This window comes from Janthinobacterium sp. BJB426 (assembly GCF_002735705.1).
GTDB lineage: Bacteria > Pseudomonadota > Gammaproteobacteria > Burkholderiales > Burkholderiaceae_D > Janthinobacterium.
Window position 1 is genome coordinate 651,012 of the sequence record NZ_PDZL01000001.1, and the last position, 24,868, is coordinate 675,879.

A 24,868-nucleotide genomic window follows, 5' to 3' on the forward strand; every position below is an offset into this window, starting at 1 on the left:
CCCAATTTCCTGACAAAGAAAGCAGACGATGGATTTACGCCTCGCCGTGTACCAACTCGCCTCGGACCATGCGCTCGATGCCCAACAAACCCGGCAGTTGCAGGAAGTGGCCGGTTTCCAGCGCGAACCGGCGCGCCTGGCCTACTGGCTGCCGCGCGGCGTGGCCGTGCTGGGCGCTGCGCTGCTGGGCATGGGCTTGATCTGCTGGGTCGCCGCCAACTGGGAAGACCTGGGTCGCATGGGCCGCTTTGCCCTGCTGCAAGGCATGCTGGCCGCCGCCTGCCTGGGCGCGTTTGCCGTACCCAGGGCGCGCGTCCCTTTGCTGCTGCTGGCTTTGCTGACCATCGGCGGCCTGTTTGCGTATTTCGGCCAGACGTACCAGACGGGCGCCGATCCGTGGCAACTGTTCGCCCTGTGGGTCGTGCTGGCCTTGCCCCTGTGCCTGGTCGCGCGCAGCGACGTGCTGTGGACGCCGTGGATGCTGATTTTTTCGACGGCCGCCGCCCTGTGGATGCAGGCCCATGCGCACCACAGCTGGCGCATCGATTCCAGCGATCTGCCCATTTTCGTCAGCGGCTGGCTGGCCGTGCTGCTTGCCTGTGCGTTTGTCTCGCCCCTGCTGGCGCGCTGGACGGGCGCGGGCAGCTGGGCCCTGCGCCTGGGCCTGGTGCTGGCCACTATCCTTATCACGGGCACGGCCGTCAGCGCCCTGTTCGGCAACGATATCGCATCGCCGTACTGGGCCGGACTGGGCTTGCTGGCCGTCGCCGGCGTCCTGCTGGCCATGCGCAAGTTTTTTGACGTGTTCGGCCTGAGCGCCGTCGCACTGGGCCTGAACACCTTGCTGGTGGGTGGCCTGACGCATGTGCTGTTCAACGGCCATGGCGATGGCGTCGGCGCGCTGACCGTGCTGGGATTGCTGGCCGCCGTGCTGCTGGCGTTGACCGTGCAAGGCATACTGTGGCGCACGCGCCAGGAGGCGGCATGAACACTATTCATAGTCAACGAGCCGATGCGCTCGCCACCCTGATCGACGACGCCACGCGCGCGGGCCTGTTGCCGCCGAATGCCCCCCGTCCCGTGCAGGATGTGCGGCCGTGGCCGCTGGTGCTGATGACGGCTTTCGGCGCCTGGCTGGCCGCCATTCCCCTGATGATTGCGCTGGGCGCGGGTCTGGAAAGCGTTGTGCGCCACGGTCCCGGTGCGTATGTCGTGGCCGCCATCGTGCTGGTGGTGGCCGTGCTGCTGATACGCACGCGCGGCGTGGCGCTGTTTGTCGAGCAACTGGCCGTGCCCTGCCTGCTGGTGGGCGGCGGCTTGCTCGGTTATGCCCTGTACCGCGACTATTCCACGCAGACGGCATCGCTGCTGCTGTGCATGGCATGCCTGGTGGTGGCCGCCGCCTTGCCGCGCGACTGGCTGCGCGTGCTGCTGGGACTGGTCGCCTGTGGCTTGCTGGGACTGGGCATCATCGATAGCACGCGCGACTGGATTTTCGAGAACGATCCCACGCAACTGTATCTGGCCTGGATGCTGGCCCTGGCATGCTGGCTGGCCGCCCACTGGCTGCAGAAGCAAGCGTTCAACGACGGGCGCGGCGCGCCTGTCGCCGCCTTCCTGGAGTCGCTGTCGACGGGATGGGTCCTGGCAATCTTGCTGGGGCTGGTCTTCTGGTCCGGCATGACCTTCATGCTCGGTGGCGCCTTGGGCGGTGGGTTTGCCGGCGACGTGGCGCGCGAAGTGACGCGGCATCAGGGTATTGCCTGGTATGCGCAGGCCTTGAATGGGGTCTCGCTCGTGCTGGCCACGGCGGCCGCCGCCTGGACGGGATGGCGCTGGCCGGCATTGCGCCAGTTGCCCGCTATCGGCGTGGCGCTGGTGCTGATCGTGCTGGCGTGGTTCATGCCGGCGCTCGGTCCCGTGCTGCTGATCCTCGCGTATTGCCTGACGAGCGGGCGTTCGCGCGTGGCCGTGGCGGCCGCGCTGGCGGCGGCGTGGATACTCGGCAGCTTTTATTACCAGCTGGCCTGGCCGCTGGCCAGCAAGGCGGCGCTGCTGGCCGTGGCCGGTGCCGTGCTGTGCGCCCTGTCGTGGCTGGCCATGCGCGGCGCCGTGTTGCACCTGGTGGAAAGCAAGCCGGCGGATGTGGTCCTGGAGCGCCGCGCCGCGCGCCTGGGCGTGCTGGGCGGCTTGCTGCTGGTGTTGCTGGTCGCCAATGGCGGCATCTGGCAAAAAGAGCAGCTGATTGCCAAAGGACAAGCGATCTTCGTGGCGCTGGAACCGGTCGATCCCCGTTCGCTGATGCAGGGCGACTACATGCGCCTCAATTTCGTCAACCTGGGCGTGCTGTCCACCCTGGCCAGCGTGGAGCGGGCGCCCGGCCGGCCCCTCGTGGTGGCGACGCGCGATGCACGCGGCGTGGCGGAACTGCTGCGCCCGTACACCAAGGAGGCGCTGGCGCCTGGCGAATTCCTGCTCGAACTGACGCCGAAGGATGGCAACTGGGTGCTGGTCAGCGATGCCTGGTTTTTCAAGGAAGGCGAGGCGGCGCGCTGGGAAAAGGCCCGCTATGGCGAGTTCCGCGTGCTGCCCGACGGCCGCGCCTTGCTGGTGGGCATGCGCGGTCCGGAGCTGGAGAAGCTGTAGCGCAAGTAGCAACGCAAGAGCGCGCCGGGGCGGGCATCCTGTAAAATTGCCCGATGGATAATATTACGCATTCGGTCATCGGCCTCGGGGTCGGCGAACTGGTACACCGCAGCCTGCCGCCCGAGCCGCAGGCACCCGCACAGCGCACCCGGCGCGCGCTGTTTCTGTTTACTGCCTGGTTTGCCAGCAACGCGCCCGACCTGGACCTGGTGCTGACAAAACTGTTGCCGCGCCCCTTCGGCTACATGCTGCACCACCGTGGTCACACGCACACCTTGCTGCTGGCCTTGCCGCAGGCGCTGCTGTTGCTGGCGCTGCTGTGGCTGTTGTGGCCCGGCGCGCGCCGCTTGCTGAAAAGCAGCGTGCCCGCCCGCATCGGCCTGGCGGCCTGTCTGCTGCTGGGATTCTGCTTGCACATGGGCATGGATTTCCTCAATTCCTATGGCTTGCACCCGTTTTATCCATTTGACAGCCGCTGGCTGTATGGCGACATGGTCTTCATCGTCGAGCCGATGTTCTGGGTGCTGCTGGGCGTGCCCGTGATCATGTCCTTACATTACGGCATCGTCAAAAGCGTGCTGCTGGCGGGACTGGCGGCGGCCCTGTGTTTCTTTACCTATAAAACCTATCTGGCGCCCGCTTCGCTGGTCGTTCTGCTGGGGCTGGGCGTGATCCTGGCCGTGCTGCAAGGGAGAGCCGGCGAGCGGGGGCGGGGGCCGCTGCTGCTGGCCTTCGCGCTGGCCGCCACCTTTATCGGCACGCAGGGCGTGGCGTCGGCCCTCGGCCGTGCGCGCATCGAGGCGGCCGTGCAGCGCGTGGATCCCGGCACGCGCGTATGGGACGTGGCGATGACGGCGTTTCCCAGCAACCCCCTGTGCTGGATCTATGTCTCGCTCGACAGCAAGACGGACGTGTACACCTTGCGGCGCGGCACCCTGAGCCTGCTGCCCGCATCGCTGGCGCCCGCCGCCTGCCCGGCGGGGCTGGCAGAAACCAGCAAGCAGGGCCGGCAACTGGCGCCCGGCATTGCCGTCTCAGCCCAGGCGGCAGGCAGCTTGGCCGCCTTGCGCGCCTTGCAGGAAGACAATTGCTATGTCGACGCCTGGTTCCGCTTTGCCCGCATGCCCAGATTGAATGCGGACAAGCTGACTGACGTGCGCTTCAACCCCGGCATGTTGCCCAATTTCACAACCGTCGAATTGCAGCAGTTCCGCAACCGGCCGTGTCCGGCCTATGTGCCGGGCTGGGATCGTCCCCGCGCGGACATGCTGGCGCCGCCGCCAGCCGTGCGTCCGTAGCGGATTTGTTGCCTTGTGGAAAAATATTGCATGTGCGCCTGCTTTGCCATGGCCGCGCATGCGACACTGTCAATTCAGCAAGAATGATATTTAGTTAGGATTATTTTGGAAGAGCAACACGCCTTACCTTATCTACGGGAAACCCTGCTGTTTCTCGCCCTGGCCGGGATTTTTATTCCGCTATTGCAACGCCTGAAAGTCAACCAGGTGCTCGGCTTCCTGGCCGTGGGCGCCCTGTTCGGCCCGTTCGGCTTCGGCCTGTGGGCCGGCGACTTCACGTGGCTGACGTATTTCTCGTTCGTGCGTGCCGAGCAGGTCAGCGGCCTGGCCGAGCTGGGCGTGATGTTTTTGATGTTCATGATCGGCCTGGAACTGTCGACGGAACGGCTGTGGGCGCTGCGGCGCTGGGTATTCGGCGCGGGCGTGGGACAGGTGGCCGTCAGCGCCTGCCTGATCGGCGGCGTCGCGTATTACTTCGGTCTGTCGCTGGAAGCGTCCATCGTGCTGGGCCTGGTGCTGTCGCTGTCGTCCACGGCCGTGGTGATGCAATTGCTCACGGACCAGCGCTCCCTGCAGACGCCGGCCGGCCAGGCAGGCTTTTCCATCCTGATGTTCCAGGATTTGATGGTGGTGCCGCTGTTCATCCTGATCGACGTGTTCGCCAGCGGGCGCAGCGACGACCTGGCATATCTGCTCAGCTTTGCGGCCGTGAAGTCGGCCGGCGCCATCCTGCTGATCTATCTGCTGGGGCGCCGCGTGATTCGCCCGCTGTTCCAGTTTTTCGTCAAGAAACGCCAGCCCGACGTCTTCATGGCATTGACCCTGCTCAGCACCCTGGGCATCGCGGGGCTGACGTACCTGGCGGGCCTGTCGATGGCGCTGGGCGCCTTGCTGGCCGGCTTGCTGCTGGCGGAAACGGAATTTCGCCATGAAGTGGAAGTGACGATCGAGCCCTTCAAGGGCTTGTTGATGGGCCTGTTCTTCATGTCGGTGGGCATGCAGATCGACGTGCGCGAAATCCTCAAGTCGCCGGTCTTGATTCCCCTGGCCGTGCTGAGCCTGTTTGCCTTGAAAACCCTCGTCATCAGCGTGATTTTCCGCCTCGGCGGCTTTCACTGGGGGCGCGCCGTGGAAACGGGCGTGCTGCTGGGGCAGGGCGGCGAGTTCGCCTTCATCGTTGTCGCGTATGCGCTCGGTACCAAGCTGATCGGCCCGCAGGTGGCGCAGTTCGTCATGCTGGTGGTGGGCCTGAGCCTGTTTGCCACGCCGGCGCTGGCCAAGGCGGCGCGCGCGTTCGGCAACTGGTGGGAGCGGCGCCACCACCATCAGCTGGCCGACCTGGCGCACGGCGCGCCGCCGCCGCAGGGCAGCACCGTCATCATTGCCGGATTCGGCCGGGTGGGGCAGTTGCTGGCCAAGGTGCTGACGGAGCAGGACATCGCGTATGTGGCCATCGAAAACGATGCGCGCCTGGTGACGACCCTGCATCCGCGTGGTTTCCCCGTGTATTTCGGCGATGCGTCGCGTGCGGAATTGTTGCAAAAGGTCAATGCTGACCGGGCCGCCGCCGTGGTGCTGACCATGGACCATGCGGCCTCCGTGCTGCATGCCGTCAAATCGATCCGCCGCGAATATCCGCAGTTGCCCGTGTATGCGCGGGCGCGCGACGAGGCGCATGCCGTGGCCCTGATACAGGCGGGCGCCACTCTCGTCGTGCCCGAGGCGCTGGAATCGGCGCTGCAGCTGACAGCCACCGTGCTGCACACGGTGGGCCTGTCGGAAGCGCGCACGACGGACATCGTGCAAGCCGAGCGCGACCGGCGCAATGCCGTGTTGCTGGCGAAGAAGCTGTCGTAGTGCAATCGTGCGTGTCGCCGTGCTTTGTAAATTATCTATACAATAATAGTATATGAGCACACTACCCACATGAAAGCCGCGACGAAGAGCGGCGCGGCGCCCTTGACGCCGCAGCAACTGGCGGCGCAGGAAACGCAGCAAAAATATGGCAAGCCCGAGCGGGGCTGGCGCGAGCAGGTGTACACCGTCATTTTCGAGGCGGAAACGCGCACGGGCCGCGCCTTCGATTTGCTGCTGATCGCCGCCATCCTGATCAGCGTGACGGTGGTCGTGCTCAGCAGTGTCGCTTCCGTGGCCGAGCGCTATGGCACCTGGCTGACGGCGCTGGAATGGTTTTTCACCATTTTATTTACCGTCGAATATTTCGCCCGCCTGGCGTGCCTGCAGCATCCGGTGCGCTACGCCAAGAGTTTTTTCGGCATCATCGACTTGCTGGCCATCGTGCCGACCTACATCGGCTTGCTGCTGCCGGGCGCCCACGTGCTGATCGACGTGCGCATTTTGCGCCTGCTGCGCATGTTCCGTATCCTCAAGCTCACGTCGTATGTGCATGAATACACGGTGCTGGGGCGTGCCTTGCTCGCCAGCCGGCGCAAGATCCTCATTTTCTTGTCTTTTGTCATGATGGTGGTCTTTCTGTTGGGTACTGTGATGTACGTGGTGGAAGGGCCGGAGAACGGTTACAGCAGTATTCCCACGTCGATATACTGGGCCATCAGCACCATGACCACGGTCGGTTTCGGCGATATCACGCCGCGCACCGACATCGGGCGCACCATCGCATCGCTGATGATGCTGCTCGGCTGGGGCATCCTGGCAGTGCCTACCGGCATTATCAGCGCGGAAATGACGGTGCAGCGCAGTTCCAAGCTGGTCACCACGCGTACCTGCCCCACGTGCCTGAAAGAAGGGCTCGATGACGATGCCAGTTTTTGCAAGAGCTGCGGCGTTGCATTGCCGCCATTGGCGCGCGATTAGCGCATAGATCCTTCATCAACCGTAATTACTTTACTTTTTTAAGGCCAACATGATTCCAGTTCGCCTGATCTCGACGGGCAAAGCCGTGCCGTCGCACAGCGTTACCTCCGCCAGCCTGGACCTGACATTGGGCCATCCGGCCGGCTATACCCTGCGCAAGAGCGGCGTGCTGTCGCGCTTTGTCGCCGCGCCCGATGAATCGCAAAGCCAGCTGGGCGCCGCCGCCCTGCTCGACGCGCTGAAGAATGCGAGCCTGCGTCCGGCCGACATCGATTTGTTGATCTGCGCCAACGGCGTGCCCGAGCAGGCATTGCCGAACACGGCCTGCTTCGTTGCCGAACATGCGGGCTTGCCGCCAGGCACGCAAAGCTTTGACGTCAACGCCAGTTGTCTCAGTTTCATGGCCGCCTTCCGCGTGGCCGCGTCCATGCTGGCCGGCGGCGCCTACCGGCGCATCGCCATCGTCTCGTCCGACCTCGCCTCGCGCGGCGTCGACTGGAGCGAGCCGGAAGCATCGATGATCTTTGGCGACGGCGCCGCCGCCGTCATCGTCGAGCAGGGCGACGGCAGCGCCGGCATCCGCGCCTACAAGATGGGCACGTATCCGGAAGGGCGGCGTTACTGCGAAATCCGCGGCGGCGGCACCGAGCGCAATCCGCGCAACGGCTGCGAACCGGGCGATTATCTGTTCCGCATGGATGGCAAGGCCGTGTTCCGCCTGGCCGTCAAGGTGATGCCGGATTTCCTCGCGGAACTAATGCGGGAATCGGGCGCGGGACTGGAAAAAGTCGACGTGGTCGTGCCGCACCAGGCCAGTCCGCTGGGACTCGCGCATGCGGCGCGCATCCTCGACGTTCCCGATGCTAAAATCATCAAGATCTTTGAAACGCACGGCAACCAGGTGGCCGCGTCCCTGCCCACCGCCCTGCACGAGGCGGTGATGACGGGGCGGGCCGTGGCAGGCCAGCGTTTGCTGATGATGGGCACGGCCGCTGGCCTGACCATCGGCGGCATGATACTTGACCTGTGAAGGTGGTGTGATGAGGCGGATACTGGTCACGGGAGCGACGGGCGGCTTGGGGCGCAATGCCGTGCGCACCCTGCTGGCGCAGGGCGTGGAAGTGCGCGCCACCGGCCGCAACGCCGCCGTGGGCCGCGAACTGGAGCGCATGGGCGCGCAATTCGTGGCGCTTGATCTGGCACAGGCATCGCCGCGCCAGGTCGATGAGCTGGTGCGCGGCATGGACACCGTCTGGCACTGCGCCGCGCTGTCGTCGCCCTGGGGCGCGGAGCGCGACTTCATCGCCGCCAACGTCACGGCCACGGCGCAGCTGCTGCGCGCGGCCGCCAGCCTGCACGTGGCGCGCTTCGTGCACATCTCCACGCCAGCCATCTATTTCGATTACCGCAACCACCTCGACGTGCCGGAAACCTTCCGCCCCGACGCCTTCGTCAACGCGTATGCGCGCAGCAAGGCGATGGCGGAAAAACTGGTGCAGGATTGCGTCGACCGCCATCGCGGCATGACGTGCGTGATCCTGCGCCCGCGCGCCATCTTCGGCCCGCATGACCAGGTGCTGATTCCGCGCCTGGCGCGGGTGCTGGAACAGCGCGGTGGCAAGCTGCCGCTGCCCAACGGCGGCGCGGCCAGCATCGACATCACCTATGTCGACAATGTCGTGCATGCGATGTGGCTGGCCACCGTGCACAAGACCATCGCGTCCGGCGCCGCCTTCAACATCACGAATGGCGAACCGGCGCGCCTGTGCGACATCTTGCGCAGCCTGTTCTGCGAGCATCTGCAGCAGTCGTTCGAAATCGTCAGTGTGCCGTACCGCGTGCTGGCGGTGGTGGCGCGCCTGATGCAGTTCGCTTCGCGTTTTACGGGGCGCGAACCATCGCTGACGCCCTACAGCATCGGCGCGCTCAGTTTCGACATGACGCTCGATAATGCCAAGGCGCGCAAGGTGCTCGGCTACCGTCCCATCGTCAGCCTGCAGGAAGGCATCGCGCTGACGGCGCAGTGGATGCGCCAGGAAGCGGCGGCGCACAAGGTGGGCAAGGAGCGCAATGGCTAGCATCACCGCGTTTCGCGTCGGCCACTGCACCCATCCTTCGTGCATGGTCTTGAAAGGCAGCGGGCTGGCCAGCCGCTGCTTCCCCTCGCGCGCCTACCTGATCGAGACGCGCGCGGGCCTGTACCTGTGGGACACCGGCTACGCCGAACACTTCCGCGCCGCCACGTCGAAGGGCGTGTACCGGATGTACGCGTGGGTGACGCCGATTTTCTTCGACGAAAACGAGTCGCTGCAGGGCCAGCTGCGCGCGCATGGCGTGTCGCCCGGCGACATCCACACCTTGCTGCTGTCGCACTTCCACGCCGACCATATCGCCGGTCTGCGCGACTTTCCCGGCGCGCGGCTGATGGCTTCCAAAACGGGCTGGGACGCCGTGCGGGGATTGTCCGGCGTGGCCGCCGTGCGCCAGGCCTTCGTGCCCGAACTGCTGCCGAACGATATTGCGGATCGATTGAGCTTTGTCGACAGCGTGCCCGAGACGGCCTTGCCTGCGGCCCTGCTGCCATTCACGCACGGGCGCGACGTCAGCGGCACGGGCGAGATCTACATCGTCGACTTGCCCGGCCACGCCATCGGCCATCTGGGCGCCTTCGTGCTGCAGGATGGCGGCTGGACCTTGCTGGCGTCGGACGCGGCCTGGGTGCCGGAAAGCTTCCAGCAGCTGCGCGGGCCGTCGGAACTGTCGTTCATCATCCAGCACAAGCGCGCGCCGTATTACGCCACTCTGAGCCGGCTGCACCAGTTGCACCAGTCCGGCAATGCGCAGATCCGCATCACGCATGAAGATACTGTCGATTATTTGCCTGTGGCGGGCCGCCCGTGAAGCGTCTTGTCTGGCTCTTGCTGTCGTACTGGCGCACGCGCCGCCTGCGCTTCACAAGCCGCGCGCAGCTCGACGCCTACCAGCAACAGCAGCTGGCCCGTTTCATCGATACCCTGTGCCAGCGCAGCGCTTACTTCGCCCCATACCGCAAGCTGCCCCTGGCGCAGTGGCCGACGATGAACAAGGCGCTGATGCTCGAGCATTTCGACGCCATGAACACCGAAGGGGTGACTTTGGCGCAGGCGATGGACGCGGCCATGGCGGCCGAGCATAGCCGCGACTTCACGCCGTCCGTGGGCGAGATCACCGTGGGGCTGTCGTCGGGCACCTCGTCGCGGCGTGCCGTGTTTACCGTCAGCCCCCGCGAAAAGGCCCAGTGGGCGGGCGTGATGCTGGCCAAGGCGCTGCCCGACGGCCTGTTTTCCGGCGAGCGGGTCGCGCTGTTCCTGCGCGCAAACAGCAATCTGTACACGGCCGTGCGTTCGCCGTGGCTGACCTTTGCGTTTTACGATCTGTTCCAGCCCTTCGGCGCCTTGTGCGCGCAACTGGCGCAATATCAACCTTCCGTGATCGTCGCACCCGCGCAAGTGCTGCGCCAGCTGGCCTTGCGCGTCATCGATGGCAGCCTGGCGCTGGCGCCGAAAAAAGTCATCTCGGTGGCCGAAGTGCTGGAAGCCCAGGACCGGGCGCTGATCGTGCAGGCGTTTGGCGCCGTGCATGAAATCTACCAGGCCACCGAGGGTTTCCTTGCCAGCAGCTGCGAACACGGCGTGCTGCATTTGAACGAGGAATACGTGCACATCGAGCCGCAGTGGCTCGACGCTGAACAACGTCGCTTCGTGCCCGTGATTACGGACTTCACGCGCATTACGCAGCCCATCGTGCGCTACCGCCTGGACGACATCCTGATCGCGCGCGCCACGCCATGCCCGTGTGGCCGCGCCACGCGCGCCATCGACGGCATCGAAGGGCGCTGCGACGACATGCTGCTGCTTCCCTCCGCGCGCGGCGTCGCCCCCGTCGCCGTGTTTGCCGATGTGCTGACGCGGGCCTTCGCGCAAGCCTTGCCGCCGGACGCCGACTACCGCCTGGCGCAAGCGGGCGAAGCGGCCTTGCAGCTGCATGCGGCCCTGGACGATGCCGGCCTGGCCGCCCTGCGCGCGCACCTGGCAATGGTGCTGCAGGGCCTGGGCGTGGCCGTCGATGGCCTGGCCTGGACGACGAGCGCCGAACTGCCTCCCTTTGACCCCACCATGAAACGGCGCCGCATCCGGCGCCTTGCCACCGCATGAACCCTTCTTCCATGACCGTACGCGGCCGCCTGCTGCATTTGCTGGCCGGCTGGGGCAGCGTCGGCCTCGTGTATTTTTCCAGCGACTTGCTGCAAGGACAGGGGGTACTGCTGCCGGAAACGGCGCTGGATCGCGCCATTCCCTACACGGATGCCGCCATCTGGCTATACCTGTCGTTCTTTATCCTGATCCCCTACGCCTACCTGGCGGCCGATGCGGCCCGCGTGCGCTGGCTGGCGCGCGCCATGGCGCTTTCCGCCGTCATGTGCGGCGTGGTCTTCCTGCTGTATCCGACCACGCTCGCCTACCCGCCCGTGGGCGACGGCAGCGCCTGGAGCACGCAGGCGCTGCGCATGCTGCAGGCGGCGGACTCCACGCAAAACTGCCTGCCGTCGCTGCATGGCGCCCTGACCTTGCTGTGCGTGTGGGCCTTGTGCGACAAACGCCAGCTGCTGCGCTCCACGCTGGCCGTGGTGCTGGGCGTGGCCATCTGCTACGCCATCATCGCGCTGCGCCGGCACGTGAGCATCGACCTGGCCGCCGGCCTGGCTGTCGGCATCGCCGGCGGCATGCTGGCGAAAATGCAGGTATCCTTGGCTGCCCGCCGCGCCGTTTCCATCAAAACCGCACCATGATGAATCCATTTGCCCTGTCGTTCCTGATCATGCTGGCCTTCGTGCTGGCCGAACTGCTGATCCTGAAATGGGTGCGCAAGACACCCGTGCCGTGGAAGGACGTGATCTTCAACCTCAATTCCGGCCATATCCTGATGTGGGTATTTCGCGGCGTGGAAGTGGCCGCGTTTGCCCTGCTGCTGCGCCATGTGAACCTGCACCTCGTCGATCAGTGGCCCGTGGTGGCGCAATGGGTGTTCGCTTTTTTTGCCTGGGACCTGTGCTTTTACTGGATGCACCGGCTGCACCATAAAATCCCCTTGCTGTGGGCCGTGCATGTGGTGCACCACCAGGGCGAGCATTTCAACCTGTCGCTGGGCGTGCGCAATTCCTGGTATTCGTCGCTGACGAATTTCCCCTTCATCGCCATCCTGGCCGTGCTGGGCGTGCCGCTGGAAATCTTCCTTGTCGTCTCGTCCCTGCATTACACGGTGCAGCTCTACAACCACAATGCATTGGTCAAAAAATCCGGCATCCTCGATAGCTTCATGGTGACGCCGTCGCATCACCGCGTGCACCACGGCACGGACAAGCGCTATATCAACCGCAATTTCGGCGGTACCTTGTTGATCTGGGACAAACTCTTCGGCAGCTTTCAGCCCGAACTCGAGGGCGTGGAAATGCGCTATGGCGTGAAGGGCATGACGCCAACGCACAACCCGCTGTTGGCCAGCAACGGCAAACTATTTACCTGGCTGCGCGCGCGCTTTCCCCACTGGCAGTCGCGCGGCACTTTCGAGGTGCCCGAGCTGTTCATCGGCATCGGCGGCGTGATCCTGTTTGGCCTGGTGATCCATTACGTCAACCACGAAGCGGTACTGGCGGGCGCGCAGCAAGTCATCCTGTTCGCGCTGATCTTCGGTGGCACCCTGGCGCTGGGCGGCTTGTCCGATGCGCGGCGCTGGGGCGCCATCGCCTGGGTGGCCATCGCGCTGGCCATGCCTGCCCTGTATCTGGGCTGGTATGGCGCGCGCGATGCGTGGGGGATGGTGTTTTTGACCGCACTGCTGGCGCATGGCCTCGACGGCGCGCGCCGCCTGTGGTGGCCGGCGGCAGCGGGGACGCGCGCGTGACGCAGCCTGTACCTTCGTTGCCGCCGCTGCGCTTCCGGCCCGCACGCGATTCCGCCTTCCGCCGCGAATTGCGCGCACGCGCCGACGCCTACCTCGCCAGCGAAGGACGGCACCGCTTCGGCGACTGGCGCCTGCATGCGAAAACCGCCTTCCTGGCCGCCCTGACGGTGGGGCTGTATGCGCTGGCCTTGAACGCTGGCAGCACCTGGCCGTTTGTCGCCAGCTATGTGGCTTGCCTGGTCGCGGCCATGGCGCTGGCCATGAATACCCTGCACGATGCGGCCCACAGCGCCATCTTCCGCCAGGGAGCCTGGAACCGCGTGCTGATCCGCCTGGTGGGTTTGCCCGTGGGCGTGGATACGGATTTCTGGACCATCCGCCACGTGCATTTCCATCACACGTATGCCAACGTGGAAGGCTATGACCTCGACACGGAACCGAACCCCTTCCTGCGCCAGACGCCTTTTCAACGCTGGTCGCCGCAATACCGCTACCAGTACCTGTATTGGCCCGTGGTGGCGGCGCTGTCGCTGCCGTATCTGAACTGGTATGGCGACTGGCTGGACCGCTTCGGCAAGACGCCCGTGGCCGCGCACAGCCGTTTGCAGGGCTGGCGCGGCTGGCTGTCGTTCCTGGGCTGGAAGCTGGGCCATGTGGCGCTGGTGCTGGCGCTGCCCATGTGGGTGCTGCAGCAGCACGGCATCGGCTGGGGCGTGGTGCTGGGTGCGTATTTTGTGGGCCAGATGATCGCCTCGTGCGCGCTGGTGGCGCTGATCCTGGGCACGCACTGGGCCGAAGTCGAGTTTTTCCAGCCTGGCGCGGACGGTACGCTGCCGCACGACTGGTATCAGCACACGTTTTACACGTCTTGCGACTGGACGCCGCAGCCGCGCCGCCTGCGCTGGCTCGGTTACTGGCTCGGCGGCTTGAATCTGCACCTGACGCACCACCTGTTCCCCACCTGGAATCACCGCCACTACCCGGCGCTGGCGCGCATCCTGGCCGAACTGGCGCCATGCCACGGTCTCGTGTACCGCGAACTCGGTTACGGCCAGCTGCACGCTTCGCAGCAGCAATTCCTGCGCGCCATGGGCCGCCCGCCCGCACAGTCTTGACGAATCGCGCTTGACTCGGTTTCCGTTCCGTCTTACATTTCTGTAGCGACAGAAATAAGAGAAAATCATGGAATTGAGTCCCACCACGCAAAAATATATTCTCCACTGGGGCGAAATGGGCACCCGCTGGGGCGTCAACCGCACGGTGGCGCAAATCCACGCGCTGCTGTTCCTGGCGAACGAACCGCTGACGGCGGAAGACATCGCGGCCAGCCTGAACGTGGCCCGCTCGAATGTCAGCAACAGCCTGAAGGAATTGCAAAGCTGGGGCCTGGCGCGCATCACGCACGTGATGGGGGACCGGCGCGACCACTTCGTCGCCCTGCAGGATGTGTGGGAAATCTTCCGCGTCATCATGGAAGAGCGCAAGCGGCGCGAGATCGATCCCACGCTGACGGTGCTGCGTGAATGCGCGATCGAGGGCGAACACGATGCGGCCATTCCACCGGCGACGCTCGAGCGCATGGGCGAGGTGCTGGCCTTCCTGGAAATGCTCAGCTCCACCTACAGCGACTACAAAAACCTGCCGCCGGCGACCCTGCAGCGCATGTTGTCGATGGGCGGCAAGGTGGCCAAGTTCCTCAGCCCGGAAGACAAGCCTGGCAAGCGCGCAAAATCATGAACGGCCCGTCCGAAGGAGAGCTGTTCAGGAAGGTGATGGGCAAGCAGTGGCTGACCCTGCACCCGGACATCCGCCGCCGCTTCGAGAAAAATCCCGCGCCGGGCCAGCCTTTGTACTACCGGGGCGAACTGCGTGAACTTACCAGCTCGCGCTTGGGGAAGTTCCTCGGCTGGCTGACGCGCCCCTTCATCGATGGCGCCCTGATCCCGTATGACGACGCGGATTTCCCCGTCGATATCGAAGTCTATTCGCGCCCCGGCTGCCCCTTCATCTTCAAGCAGCGCACCTACCGCCTGCATGGCCGCGCGCCGATCCGCTTCACCTCCTACATGGCGGAAAGCGCGAAGGGCGAAGTGCTCGAATACGTGGGCATGGGCCTGGGCATGAAGCTGGTGCTGCACGTGGAAGACGGCAATCTGTACTTCACCAGCGATGGCTATTTTTGGGATCTTTTTGGCTGGCGCATGCCGCTGCCCGGCGTACTCACGCCCGGCAAGACCTATCTGTGCCACCGCAATGAGACGCCGCAGCAGTTCAATATCCGCATCGAGATTCGCCACGTCCTGTTCGGCACCACGTTCACCCAGGCGGGCGTGTTCCGCGAATCGGCCGCGCCGGAAATCAAGGAGACACCATGAATACGCATTTGCTGGCCCTGCAACTGATGGCGGCGCAAGGCTGCCTGGGCGCCTTCGATACCATCTACCACCATGAAATCACGGAGGCGCTGCCGCAAAAGGCGTCGGCGCGCCTCGAATTGACGATCCATGCCACGCGCGCCCTGATCTACAGCCTGCTGTTCGTCGGCCTGGCAGCCTGGGAGTGGCATGGCGCCTGGGCCTGGGTGCTGGTGATTGTGTTTGGCGTGGAAATCGTGCTGACCCTGTGGGATTTTGTTGTGGAAGATCAAACCCGCCTCCTGCCCGCCACGGAGCGGGTCACGCATACGGTGCTGGCGATTAACGCGGGCGCCTTCATCGCCCTGTTGGCCCTGAACAGCAGCCAGTGGGCCAGCTTGCCGATGGCCCTCGTGTGGCAGCCGTATGGCTGGCTCAGCGTCTTCCTCGCCCTGTGCGGCGTGGGCGTGGGCTTGTCCGGCCTGCGCGACGCGTATGCCGTGTGGCAGCTGGGACGGCGCAAGGTGCAGGAGACGGCAGAGCAAGAGGAGCACCTGCGCTTTGCCGCCGCGCCGCAGTCCGTGCTGGTGACGGGTGCCACGGGTTTCATCGGCCAGCAGTTAGTCAGCGCCTTGCTGGCCGACGGCCATGCGGTGACGGTGCTGACGCGCCAGCCGAAACAGGCCGCGTGGACCTTTAATGGCCAGGTGCGCTGCATCCAGTCGTTCGACGAATTGGCGGATGCGCAGCGCATCGACATGGTGGTCAACCTGGCCGGTGCGCGCATCGTCGGCAAGCGCTGGACGGACGCGCGCAAGGCGGCCCTGCGCCGCAGCAGAGTGGCGCTGACGCAGGACCTGGTGGCGTGGATCGCCCGCGCGCAGCACAAGCCACGGGTGCTGCTGTCGGCATCGGCCATCGGTTACTACGGCGTGCAGCCGCAGGGCGATCCGACGGAATTGACGGAGGAGAGCGCGCCGCAAGCCATCTTCATGTCGCAGCTGTGCCAGGAGTGGGAAGCGGCCGCGCGCCAGGCGGAGCAATTTGGCGTGCAGGTGGGCTGCATGCGCTTTGGCCTCGTCTTCGGCCACCAGGGTTCGCTGCCGCAGATGCTGCTGCCGATACGCTTCGGCGTGGGCGGCCCGCTGGGCAGCGGCAAGCAGTGGGTCACGTGGGTGCATGTGCGCGACGTGATCCGCGGCATCGCCCACCTGGCGCGCCGCAGCGAAGCACAGGCAGTGGGCGGCGCGTATAACTTCTGCGCGCCGGAAGCCATCGCGCAGCGTCGCTTCGCCCAGGTGGCGGGCGCCGTGCTGCACCGCCCCAGCGTCATGCCCACGCCGGCCTTCCTCATGCGCGCCTTGCTGGGCGAGCAGGCGGACTTGCTGGTGGAAGGCCAAAGGGTCGCGCCGCGCCGTTTGCTGGCCGACGGCTTTGTCTTCCGCTATCCGCAGCTGGAAGGAGCGCTGCGCAGCCTGTAGCCTGGCGTAGAATGGGCCATTGGGATGCCTTGGAGCACAATCTATGCCCCGCTTCAGCCATACGATAGACAGCCATGTTTACCAGTTCGCCAGCCTGAAAGAGCTGCTGGCGAAGGCCACGCCGCCCCGTTCGGGCGATGTGCTGGCCGGTATGGCGGCATCGAACGCGCGCGAGCGGGTGGCGGCGCAGCTGGCGCTGGCCGACGTACCGCTGTCATTGTTCCTCAACGAGGCGCTGGTACCATACGAAGACGATGAAGTCACGCGCCTGATCATCGATAGCCATGATCGCGCCGCGTTTTCCCCCATCGCCCACCTGTGCGTGGGCGACTTTCGCGACTGGCTGCTCGATGACGCAACGGATACGCAAACGCTGGCGCGCGTCGCCGCCGGCATCACGCCGGAAATGGCGGCCGCCGTCTCAAAAATCATGCGCCTGCAGGATCTGGTGCTGGTGGCCCGCAAGTGCCAGGTCGTCACGGCCTTTCGCAATACCCAGGGCCTGGCGAGCCGTCTGTCCACGCGACTGCAGCCGAATCATCCGACGGACGACGCCACGGGGATTGCCGCCTCCATCCTCGATGGCCTGCTGCTGGGCAGCGGCGACGCCGTGATCGGCATCAATCCGGCCACCGACAATGTGGCGCAGGTGGTCTCGCTGCTGCACCTGCTCGACGCCGTCATTGATCAATATCAGATTCCCACCCAGTCATGCGTGCTCACGCACATCACCAATACCATCGAGGCGATACGCCGCGGCGCGCCCGTCGACCTGGTGTTCCAGTCGGTGGCGGGCACGCAGGCGGCCAACCGCAGCTTCGGCATCGACCTGGCGCTGCTGGCTGAGGGCCAGGCGGCGGCGCTGTCGCTGGGGCGCGGCACGGTGGGCAACAACGTCATGTATTTCGAGACGGGCCAGGGCAGCGCGCTGTCGGCCGGCGCCCACCACGGCATGGACCAGCAGACGTGCGAGGCGCGCGCGTATGCGGTGGCGCGCGCGTATCAACCGCTGCTGGTCAATTCCGTCGTCGGTTTCATCGGCCCCGAGTACCTGTATGACGGCAAGCAGATCATGCGCGCGGGGCTGGAAGACCATTTCTGCGCCAAGCTGATTGGGCTGCCCATGGGCTGCGACGTGTGCTACACCAACCATGCGGAAGCGGACCAGGACGACATGGATGCCTTGCTGACCATGCTGGGCGTGGCCGGATGCAATTTCATCATGGGCGTGCCGGGCGCGGACGACATCATGCTTGGCTACCAGAGCACTTCGTTTCACGACGCGCTGTATGCGCGCCGCGTGCTGGGCCTGCGCCCGGCGCCCGAATTCGAAGCCTGGCTGGCGCGCATGCGGATCACGGATGCGCAGGGCCGCTTGAGCGAAGCGCTGGCGCCGGCCTTCCAGGCGGCCCTGCTGCGCCTGGACGACTAGGAGGACGCATGGACGGGAACCATCCTTGGCAGGCGCTGCGCGCGCATACGGCAGCGCGCATCGCGCTCGGGCGCCGCGGCGTCAGCGTGCCGACCAGCGCGCAACTGGCGTTCCAGCTGGCCCACGCGCAGGCGCGCGACGCCGTGCACCTGGAACTCGATGGCGAGGTCCTGGCGCGCGCCTTGGCCGCGCAGGGGCAAGGCTGCGTGCCGCTGCACAGCGAGGCCGCCACGCGCGCCGAGTATCTGCAACGGCCCGACCTTGGGCGCCGGCTGGACGACGCTTCACGCGCGCGGCTGGCCGGAGGTAGCAAGGGAGTCGACCTGGCGCTGGTGGCGGCCGATGGCCTGTCGGCGCTGGCGATACAACGCCACGCGGCGCCGTTCCTGGTCGCCTTGCGCGAGCGACTGGCGCGGGAAGCGTGGACGCTGTCGCCGCTGCACATCGTGGCGCAGGGACGGGTGGCCATCGGTGACGAGGTGGGGCAATTGCTGCAGGCGAAGGCCGTGCTGGTGCTGATCGGCGAGCGGCCGGGCCTCAGTTCCCCGGACAGCCTGGGCCTGTACCTGACGTGGGCGCCCAAAGTGGGCTTGCTGGACGAACGCCGCAACTGCATTTCGAACGTGCGCCCCGAGGGGCTGGCGTATGCGCCGGCCGCGTACCGGCTGCATTATTTGCTGTCGCAGGCGTTCAGCCGGCAGTTGTCGGGCGTGGAATTGAAGGATGAAACGGTGGAAGAGGGCGCGGCCCTGGCGGGGGCGCGCAACTTCCTGCTGGAATGATCAGACTTCGCGGATTTCGTCCAGCGGCCAGCGCGGGCGCACATTGAACGAGTAATCGTGCTTGGCGGTGTCGGGATTGATCTGCAGGCGCATGGCGCCGGCAAAGGCGATCATGGCGCCGTTATCGGTACAGAATTCCAGCTCCGGGTAATACACTTTAAAACGCTTCTTGGCGGCGGCCGCGTTGAGCGAGGCGCGCAGTTGCGCGTTGGCGCCCACGCCGCCAGCGATCACCAGGCGTTTCAGGCCCGTGTGCTTGAGGGCAGCCACGCATTTGGCCGTCAGCACGTCGACGATGGCGTCGACGAAGCCGCGCGCGATGTTCGCCTTGTCCTGTTCGCAGATGTTCGCGATGACTTTTTCTTCATGGTTCTTGACCACCGTCAGCACGGCCGTTTTCAAACCGGAGAAACTGAAATTGAAATCCTTCGAGTGCAGCATCGGGCGTGGCAGTTTATACGCGAGCGGGTCGCCGAATTCGGCCAGGCGCGAAATGGCGGGGCCGCCAGGATAACCGAGTCCCAGCAGCTTGGCCGACTTGTCGAACGCTTCGCCGGCCGCATCATCAAGCGTTTCGCCCAGCATCGTGTACTGGCCCACGCCATCGACGCGCATCAGCTGCGTATGGCCGCCCGACACCAGCAGGGCGATGAAGGGGAATTCCGGCGGCTCGGACGCCAGCAATGGCGACAGCAGATGGCCTTCCAGGTGATGGATGCCCAGCACCGGCTTGTTGATGGCCAAGCCCAGGCTGCAGGCGACCGAGGAACCGACCAGCAGCGCGCCGGCCAGGCCCGGGCCTTGCGTGTAGGCGATGGCGTCGATTTCGGGCAGGGTGATGCCGGCCTTGGTCAGCGTTTCTTCCAGCAGCGGGATGGCGCGGCGGATATGGTCGCGCGACGCCAGTTCCGGCACCACGCCGCCATATTGTTCGTGCATGGCGACTTGCGAATAGAGGGCGTGCGACAGCAGGCCGCGTTGCGTGTCGTACAAGGCCAGGCCGGTTTCGTCACAGGAGGATTCGACGCCAAGAACAATCATGAAGGTGATAAATAGGGAGGAGTAATCCGCCATTGTAAAGGAAAGCCGGCCAGTCCACCGTGCGGCCGGCGCACCATTTCGGCGGCAGTGTGCACTTGCGCAGTGCGCCGCGGTGCCGTTTTTCCCGGATGTCGGCCATTTTTCGCCTGCATCGGCACTGGCACCGCTCTTGCTTAGAGGTGCGTGTGCCTTTCTCAAGGGAGCTAGCGATGTCGGAACAATGGAAAATGATTTGCCGCCTGAAGGATATGCCGCTGGCGGGCGCGCGCATGGTGCAGCGGGGACTGGCGTGGCAGGACTTGCCGGGCGTGGCGCTGTTCCGCGCGACGGACGATACGGTGTACGCGCTGCTCGACACGGTGCCTTGCCTGGGCGGCCCGCTGGCGCAAGGGGTGCTGATGGAGAAAAACCTGATGGGGCCGAAGAACAGCTGGATCATCGAGCTCGATTCGGGCCGTCTGGTGGCGCCCGTGCAGGGCATGGCGCGCACGTACGCCGTGCGCATCCTGGACGGGCGCATCTACCTGGACGTCAATGAACTCAATATCCCGGCCAGCAAGGCGGAACAGGCGCTGGCGGGATCGTACGCCGTGCTGCCGCATGTGCAGATGGCATAGGTGTTTGGGGTCAGACCCTCAATGCCGCTAACGCCAGGTTCAGCGCCAACGCAAGAGGGGGTCTGACTCCAGCTGTTTACTTCGGGCGGTTCAGCAGGTGCGCATGCGCGTCGCGCAGCATGGTGGCCGTCGTGTCCCAGTCGATGCAGCCGTCGGTGACGGAGCAGCCGTAGGTCAGTTGCGACAGGTCTTGCGGGATCTTCTGGTTGCCGCTGACGATGTTCGATTCGATCATCACGCCCACCAGCGAGCGGTTGCCCTGGCGGATCTGGTTGACCACGTCGGCCATCACCAGCGGCTGCAGTTCCGGCTTCTTGTAGCTGTTCGCGTGCGAGCAGTCGACCACAAGGTTGGCGGGCAGCTTGGCCTTGGCCAGCGCCTGTTCGGCGATGGCGATCGAGACCGAATCGTAGTTCGGGCGGCCGTCGCCGCCGCGCAGCACGACGTGGCCATACGCGTTGCCGCGCGTGCGCACGATGGCGACGTTGCCTTCGCCGTTGATGCCCAGGAAAGAGTGCGGGTGCGCCGACGACAGGATGGCGTTGACGGCGATGCTGATGTCGCCATCGGTGCCGTTCTTGAAGCCGACTGGCGTCGACAGGCCCGACGACATTTCGCGGTGCGTCTGCGATTCCGTCGTGCGTGCGCCGATGGCGGTCCAGGCGATCAGGTCGCCCAGGTACTGCGGCGAGATCGGGTCCAGCGCTTCGGTGGCGGTGGGCAGGCCCAGTTCGCACACGTCGAGCAGGAACTGGCGCGCCTTTTCCATGCCTTCGTTGACCTTGAACGAGTCGTCCATGTACGGGTCGTTGATATAGCCCTTCCAGCCCGTGGTGGTACGCGGTTTTTCGAAATACACGCGCATCACCAGCAGCATCGTGTCCTTGACTTCCTCTTGCAGCGCTTTCAGGCGGCGCGCGTAATCGAGGCCGGCGACGGGGTCGTGGATCGAGCACGGACCGACGACGACGAACAGGCGCTGGTCCTTGCGGTCGATGATGTTGCGCAGCGCTTCGCGGCCGCGGCTGACGGTGTCGAAGGCGCTTTCCGACAGGGGCAGCTTGGCGTGCAGTTCGGCCGGTGTCGGCATGGGCGCGAAGGAGGTGACGTTGATATTTTCGATGTCTGGCGTATTCATGATTCTGGCTCGGCTTTCGCTATTGCGTTCTTTAAGAGGCAATAGTGTAGCGGAAATGCGGCCTGGCGGCGGGGATGGGGCCAAAACGGGAATGCATCAGTTGTTTTTATGGCAGTGCCGGCGCGCCACCGGCCCCTTGCTGCCGGACGCTCAATGACCGCCGCCCAGGCTGGCGCCAACGCCGTAGCGGGCGATGCGCTGGTCGTTGCCAGCCAGCTCGGGCGGCCGGGGGAGGCCGGGATGGCGCCGCACGTGCGCGAGGATGGCGCTTTCGTGCTGGCGTATCTGTGCGTCCAGGCAGGCGATTTGCCGGCCCAGCAGGGCGTGCAGCGCCTGCTGGCCAGCCCGCAAGTGCGCATCGAGGCGCGCCGATTCCTGCTGGCGCACGCCTTGCATGGCGTGCAGGCGGCGCAGCCACAGGCGCAGTTCCACGTAGGCGGAGGAGGGCGGCGTCCACCGTGCGGGGCGCCTGTGCTGGCAGTAGTTGGCCAGCACCACGGCGCTGTGCGCCGCGTCTCCGGGCAAGCCATGGTCACGCAGATAGTCTTCCAGCTGCGCGGGCTGGGCGTCGCAGATCAGCATGCCCATCTCGGCCAGCATGCGGGCTGGCGCTTCGCTGTACGGCATATCGAGGCGCATGCAGACGCGCAAGCCCATGACGGGCACGTCGTTCCTTTGCAGCCAGCTGCGCAGCCAGCGGTAGCCGGCCACGTCGTTTTCCAGCACCTTGCACAGCATTTCGCCGCCCGAAAGCAGCACGGCTTTCAGCTGCAGCTTGCTCGTTTCGATGCCGACGAAGGCAGTTTCCTGTTTGACCGCGTGTTCCATGATGAGTTCCCCCTGTGCAGTCTTATACGCAGCGGTGGCGCCTTTGGATGCAGGCGCGCAGCAAATTCGTGAAAATAGCTGGAAAGACTGTTGCATCGGCGCCTATGGCATCCGCCAGCCCCTCTGCAAGGGGAAAATTCCGTGTAAGCTGGCGCCATGACGACTGTATCCATCCCCCATACCGATGTGGCCGGTGAGCCATTCCCCGCAGCACGTTTCATCAAAGAAATAGGACGCGGCAAGAACGGCGCGCGCAGCATGACGCGTGATGATGCCCGCGCCCTGTACCGCGCCATGCTTGAGGGCCGCGTGTCGGACTTGGAACTGGGCGGTATTTTGTTGTCGATGCGCATCAAGGGCGAATCGGTCGACGAAATCGCCGGCTTCCTCGACGCCGCCGAAGCATCGTTCGCCCCGCTGGCCGCGCCGGCCGGCGAATTTGCCCCGATCATCATTCCCAGCTACAACGGCGCCCGCAAGATGGCCAACCTGACGGCCTTGCTGGCGCTGCTGCTGGCGCGCGCCGGGGCACCCGTGCTCGTGCATGGCGTGACCAGCGATCCGGGCCGCATCACGACGGCCGAAGTGCTGGCCGCGCTGGATGTGCCCGCTTCGCTCGACCATGCGCAAGCCGAGGCCGCCATGGCGCGCGGGCAAGCGGCCTTCCTGCCTATCGAAGCGCTGGCGCCGCGCCTGGCGCACATGCTGTCGTTGCGGCGCGTGCTGGGCGTGCGCAATTCCACGCATACCCTGGTGAAAATCATGCAGCCGTTTGAGGGGCCCGCCCTGCGCCTGGTGTCGTATACGCATCCGGAATATCTGGAAATGCTTGGTGAATATTTCCTGACGTCATCTCCGGCAGGGCGCGGCGACGCTTTCCTGATGCGCGGCACGGAGGGCGAAACGGTGGCCAACGCCAACAAGGCGCAGCAGATCGACTGGTTCCACGGGAGCGAACGCACGGTGCTGGTGGAAAAGCAGTTGCTGGTGGAAGAGTTGCCGCATTTGCCGACCGAGCGCGATGCCACCACCACGGCCGCCTGGATCGCCGCCGTGCTGCGCGGCGAGGTGCCCGTGCCGCCATCGATCGCCGAACAGGTGGCGCAATGCCTGATGGCATCGCGGCAGATTGCAGCACGGCCGCGCTAGCCGCGTCGCCGCAGTTTACAATGGCGTCTTTGTAATCAGCGGTGACCGGAATTCTTATGGCAAAACAATTTGATGTGGCAGTGATCGGCGCGGGCGCGGCCGGCATGATGTGTGCGGCTGTTGCCGCCCAGCAAGGCAAGCGCGTGGTGTTGATCGATCACGCGGCCAAGCTGGCCGAAAAGATCCGCATCTCCGGTGGTGGGCGGTGTAATTTCACCAATATTAACGCCACCCCGCAAAATTTTCTCTCGGAAAACCCGCATTTCTGCAAGAGTGCACTGTCGCGCTACACGCCGCAGGATTTCCTCGCGCTGGTGAAAAAATACCGGATCGGCTACCACGAGAAGCACAAGGGCCAGCAATTCTGCAATGAATCGGCCGAGCTGATCATCGACATGCTCAAGGATGAGTGCGCCGCTGGCGGCGTGCATTGGCGCATGCCGTGCAAGATCGACAATGTTGTCCAGCAAGATGACGGTGGCTTCGTGCTGCAGACCGATAGCGGCGACATCGAGACGGCCAGCATCGTCATCGCCACGGGCGGCCTGTCGATCCCGAAGATCGGCGCCACGGATTTTGCCTACCGCATCGCCAAACAATTCGACTTGACGATGGTCGAACCGCGTCCGGCCCTGGTGCCGCTGACGTTCGATGCGACCAGCTGGGCGCCGTTCGCGGAATTGTCCGGCATCGCGCTGGAAGTGGATGTGGAAACGGGCAGCCTGAAAGGCCGCAAGGCAACGGGCGCGCGTTTCCGCGAAGATTTGCTGTTCACGCATCGCGGCCTGTCGGGTCCGGCAATTTTGCAGATTTCCAGCTACTGGCTGCCGGGCGAACCCATCGTCATCAATCTGCTGCCGGAAGTGGACGTGGCGCAGACCTTGATTGAAGGCAAGGGCACCCTGAAGAAGCAGCTGGGCAATATCGTCGCGCAATGGCTGCCGCAGCGCCTGGCCGACTGCCTGCTGGCCGTCAACGGCCTGGCGCCGGACGCGCGCATCGCCGATATGCCGGACGCGCAGCTGCGCAAGCTGGGGCTGGCCATCAATGCCTGGTCCATCGTGCCGAACGGTTCCGAAGGATACCGCAAGGCCGAAGTGACGCGCGGCGGCATCGACACGCGCGAGCTGTCGCAGCAGACCATGATGGCCAACAAGGTGCCTGGCCTGTATTTCATCGGCGAAGCGGTCGACGTGACGGGCTGGCTGGGCGGCTACAACTTCCAGTGGGCCTGGGCTTCCGGCGTGGCGGCAGGTATTGCCTTGCAGTAAGCAAGTCTGTAGGATGGGGTTCTGGCGCCCGGTGCGCTGGTCCCGGTGCGTGGTTT

General features: G+C 65.1%; 23 protein-coding genes. 20 read left to right on the forward strand and 3 right to left on the reverse strand.

Features of this window, described 5'->3' with window-relative positions; all coding sequences use genetic code 11:
* Window positions 1-28 precede the first annotated feature (28 nt).
* The 17 genes from CSQ93_RS02910 to eutC all read left to right on the forward strand — a co-directional run bounded on the left by CSQ93_RS02910 (window position 29) and on the right by eutC (window position 18,768).
* On the forward strand, window positions 29-988 hold the full coding sequence (locus CSQ93_RS02910; RefSeq protein WP_099376632.1) for a DUF2157 domain-containing protein: 960 nt from the start codon (window positions 29-31) through the stop codon (window positions 986-988).
* Window positions 985-2,646 (forward strand): GDYXXLXY domain-containing protein, encoded by a 1,662-nt coding sequence (locus CSQ93_RS02915; protein ID WP_099376633.1) that lies wholly within the window; start codon window positions 985-987, stop codon window positions 2,644-2,646. The genes CSQ93_RS02910 and CSQ93_RS02915 overlap by 4 nt, the downstream gene beginning before the upstream one ends.
* A gap of 53 nt (window positions 2,647-2,699) precedes the next feature.
* Window positions 2,700-3,944, forward strand: coding sequence for a metal-dependent hydrolase (locus tag CSQ93_RS02920; RefSeq protein WP_099376634.1), 1,245 nt, complete (start codon window positions 2,700-2,702; stop codon window positions 3,942-3,944).
* A 105-nt stretch (window positions 3,945-4,049) separates the two neighbouring features.
* The gene (locus CSQ93_RS02925; protein WP_099376635.1) at window positions 4,050-5,801 is read left to right on the forward strand and encodes a cation:proton antiporter domain-containing protein; all 1,752 of its coding nucleotides are present in this window, start codon (window positions 4,050-4,052) and stop codon (window positions 5,799-5,801) included.
* Window positions 5,802-5,870: 69 nt separating this feature from the next.
* Window positions 5,871-6,779, forward strand: a complete 909-nt coding sequence (locus tag CSQ93_RS02930; RefSeq protein WP_099376636.1) for an ion transporter — start codon at window positions 5,871-5,873, stop codon at window positions 6,777-6,779.
* Window positions 6,780-6,828: 49 nt separating this feature from the next.
* Window positions 6,829-7,809, forward strand: coding sequence for a 3-oxoacyl-[acyl-carrier-protein] synthase III C-terminal domain-containing protein (locus CSQ93_RS02935; RefSeq protein WP_099376637.1), 981 nt, complete (start codon window positions 6,829-6,831; stop codon window positions 7,807-7,809).
* 10 nt (window positions 7,810-7,819) lie between these two features.
* Window positions 7,820-8,857, forward strand: coding sequence for an NAD-dependent epimerase/dehydratase family protein (locus tag CSQ93_RS02940; RefSeq protein WP_099376638.1), 1,038 nt, complete (start codon window positions 7,820-7,822; stop codon window positions 8,855-8,857).
* Entirely contained in the window at window positions 8,850-9,680 is an 831-nt protein-coding gene (locus CSQ93_RS02945) for an MBL fold metallo-hydrolase (protein ID WP_099376639.1), read from the forward strand. Before CSQ93_RS02940 ends, CSQ93_RS02945 begins: the two co-directional genes overlap by 8 nt.
* On the forward strand, window positions 9,677-10,972 hold the full coding sequence (locus tag CSQ93_RS02950; protein WP_099376640.1) for a F390 synthetase-related protein: 1,296 nt from the start codon (window positions 9,677-9,679) through the stop codon (window positions 10,970-10,972). Before CSQ93_RS02945 ends, CSQ93_RS02950 begins: the two co-directional genes overlap by 4 nt.
* An 11-nt stretch (window positions 10,973-10,983) precedes the next feature.
* Window positions 10,984-11,607, forward strand: coding sequence for a phosphatase PAP2 family protein (locus CSQ93_RS02955; protein WP_233516008.1), 624 nt, complete (start codon window positions 10,984-10,986; stop codon window positions 11,605-11,607).
* Window positions 11,604-12,719: a sterol desaturase family protein gene (locus CSQ93_RS02960; protein WP_099376642.1), complete on the forward strand. Its 1,116-nt coding sequence runs from the start codon at window positions 11,604-11,606 to the stop codon at window positions 12,717-12,719. The genes CSQ93_RS02955 and CSQ93_RS02960 overlap by 4 nt, the downstream gene beginning before the upstream one ends.
* Window positions 12,716-13,834 carry a fatty acid desaturase family protein gene (locus tag CSQ93_RS02965; protein ID WP_233516009.1) on the forward strand — a complete coding sequence of 373 codons (1,119 nt, stop codon included), beginning with the start codon at window positions 12,716-12,718 and terminating at the stop codon, window positions 13,832-13,834. The genes CSQ93_RS02960 and CSQ93_RS02965 overlap by 4 nt, the downstream gene beginning before the upstream one ends.
* A 67-nt stretch (window positions 13,835-13,901) precedes the next feature.
* A complete protein-coding gene (locus tag CSQ93_RS02970; RefSeq protein ID WP_046686150.1) occupies window positions 13,902-14,456 on the forward strand; it encodes a GbsR/MarR family transcriptional regulator in 555 nt (184 codons plus the stop codon).
* Window positions 14,453-15,094 carry a DUF4166 domain-containing protein gene (locus CSQ93_RS02975; protein ID WP_199534221.1) on the forward strand — a complete coding sequence of 214 codons (642 nt, stop codon included), beginning with the start codon at window positions 14,453-14,455 and terminating at the stop codon, window positions 15,092-15,094. The genes CSQ93_RS02970 and CSQ93_RS02975 overlap by 4 nt, the downstream gene beginning before the upstream one ends.
* The gene (locus CSQ93_RS02980) at window positions 15,091-16,554 is read left to right on the forward strand and encodes a TIGR01777 family oxidoreductase (RefSeq protein WP_099376645.1); all 1,464 of its coding nucleotides are present in this window, start codon (window positions 15,091-15,093) and stop codon (window positions 16,552-16,554) included. The genes CSQ93_RS02975 and CSQ93_RS02980 overlap by 4 nt, the downstream gene beginning before the upstream one ends.
* A gap of 43 nt (window positions 16,555-16,597) precedes the next feature.
* Window positions 16,598-17,986, forward strand: coding sequence for an ethanolamine ammonia-lyase subunit EutB (locus CSQ93_RS02985; RefSeq protein WP_099376646.1), 1,389 nt, complete (start codon window positions 16,598-16,600; stop codon window positions 17,984-17,986).
* An 8-nt stretch (window positions 17,987-17,994) separates the two neighbouring features.
* Window positions 17,995-18,768: an ethanolamine ammonia-lyase subunit EutC gene (gene eutC / locus CSQ93_RS02990; protein ID WP_099376647.1), complete on the forward strand. Its 774-nt coding sequence runs from the start codon at window positions 17,995-17,997 to the stop codon at window positions 18,766-18,768.
* Here eutC and tsaD read toward each other — a convergent pair whose 3' ends face one another.
* On the reverse strand, window positions 18,769-19,809 hold the full coding sequence (tsaD, locus tag CSQ93_RS02995) for a tRNA (adenosine(37)-N6)-threonylcarbamoyltransferase complex transferase subunit TsaD (protein WP_099376648.1): 1,041 nt from the start codon (window positions 19,807-19,809) through the stop codon (window positions 18,769-18,771).
* Between the two features lie 209 nt (window positions 19,810-20,018).
* On the opposite strand from tsaD, the gene CSQ93_RS03000 reads away from it, so the two are divergent.
* A complete protein-coding gene (locus tag CSQ93_RS03000; protein ID WP_158301084.1) occupies window positions 20,019-20,426 on the forward strand; it encodes a nitrite reductase (NAD(P)H) small subunit in 408 nt (135 codons plus the stop codon).
* Window positions 20,427-20,502: 76 nt separating this feature from the next.
* Here the strand turns inward: CSQ93_RS03000 and CSQ93_RS03005 are convergent, their stop codons facing one another.
* Together CSQ93_RS03005 and CSQ93_RS03010 are read right to left on the reverse strand one after the other, a co-directional pair.
* Window positions 20,503-21,564: a 3-deoxy-7-phosphoheptulonate synthase gene (locus CSQ93_RS03005; RefSeq protein WP_099376650.1), complete on the reverse strand. Its 1,062-nt coding sequence runs from the start codon at window positions 21,562-21,564 to the stop codon at window positions 20,503-20,505.
* A gap of 150 nt (window positions 21,565-21,714) precedes the next feature.
* A complete protein-coding gene (locus tag CSQ93_RS03010) occupies window positions 21,715-22,392 on the reverse strand; it encodes a hypothetical protein (RefSeq protein ID WP_099376651.1) in 678 nt (225 codons plus the stop codon).
* 156 nt (window positions 22,393-22,548) lie between these two features.
* Between CSQ93_RS03010 and ybiB the strand changes: the two genes are divergently transcribed.
* Window positions 22,549-23,541 carry a DNA-binding protein YbiB gene (gene ybiB / locus CSQ93_RS03015; RefSeq protein ID WP_099376652.1) on the forward strand — a complete coding sequence of 331 codons (993 nt, stop codon included), beginning with the start codon at window positions 22,549-22,551 and terminating at the stop codon, window positions 23,539-23,541.
* Between the two features lie 56 nt (window positions 23,542-23,597).
* Window positions 23,598-24,812: an NAD(P)/FAD-dependent oxidoreductase gene (locus tag CSQ93_RS03020; protein ID WP_099376653.1), complete on the forward strand. Its 1,215-nt coding sequence runs from the start codon at window positions 23,598-23,600 to the stop codon at window positions 24,810-24,812.
* Window positions 24,813-24,868: the final 56 nt, after the last annotated feature.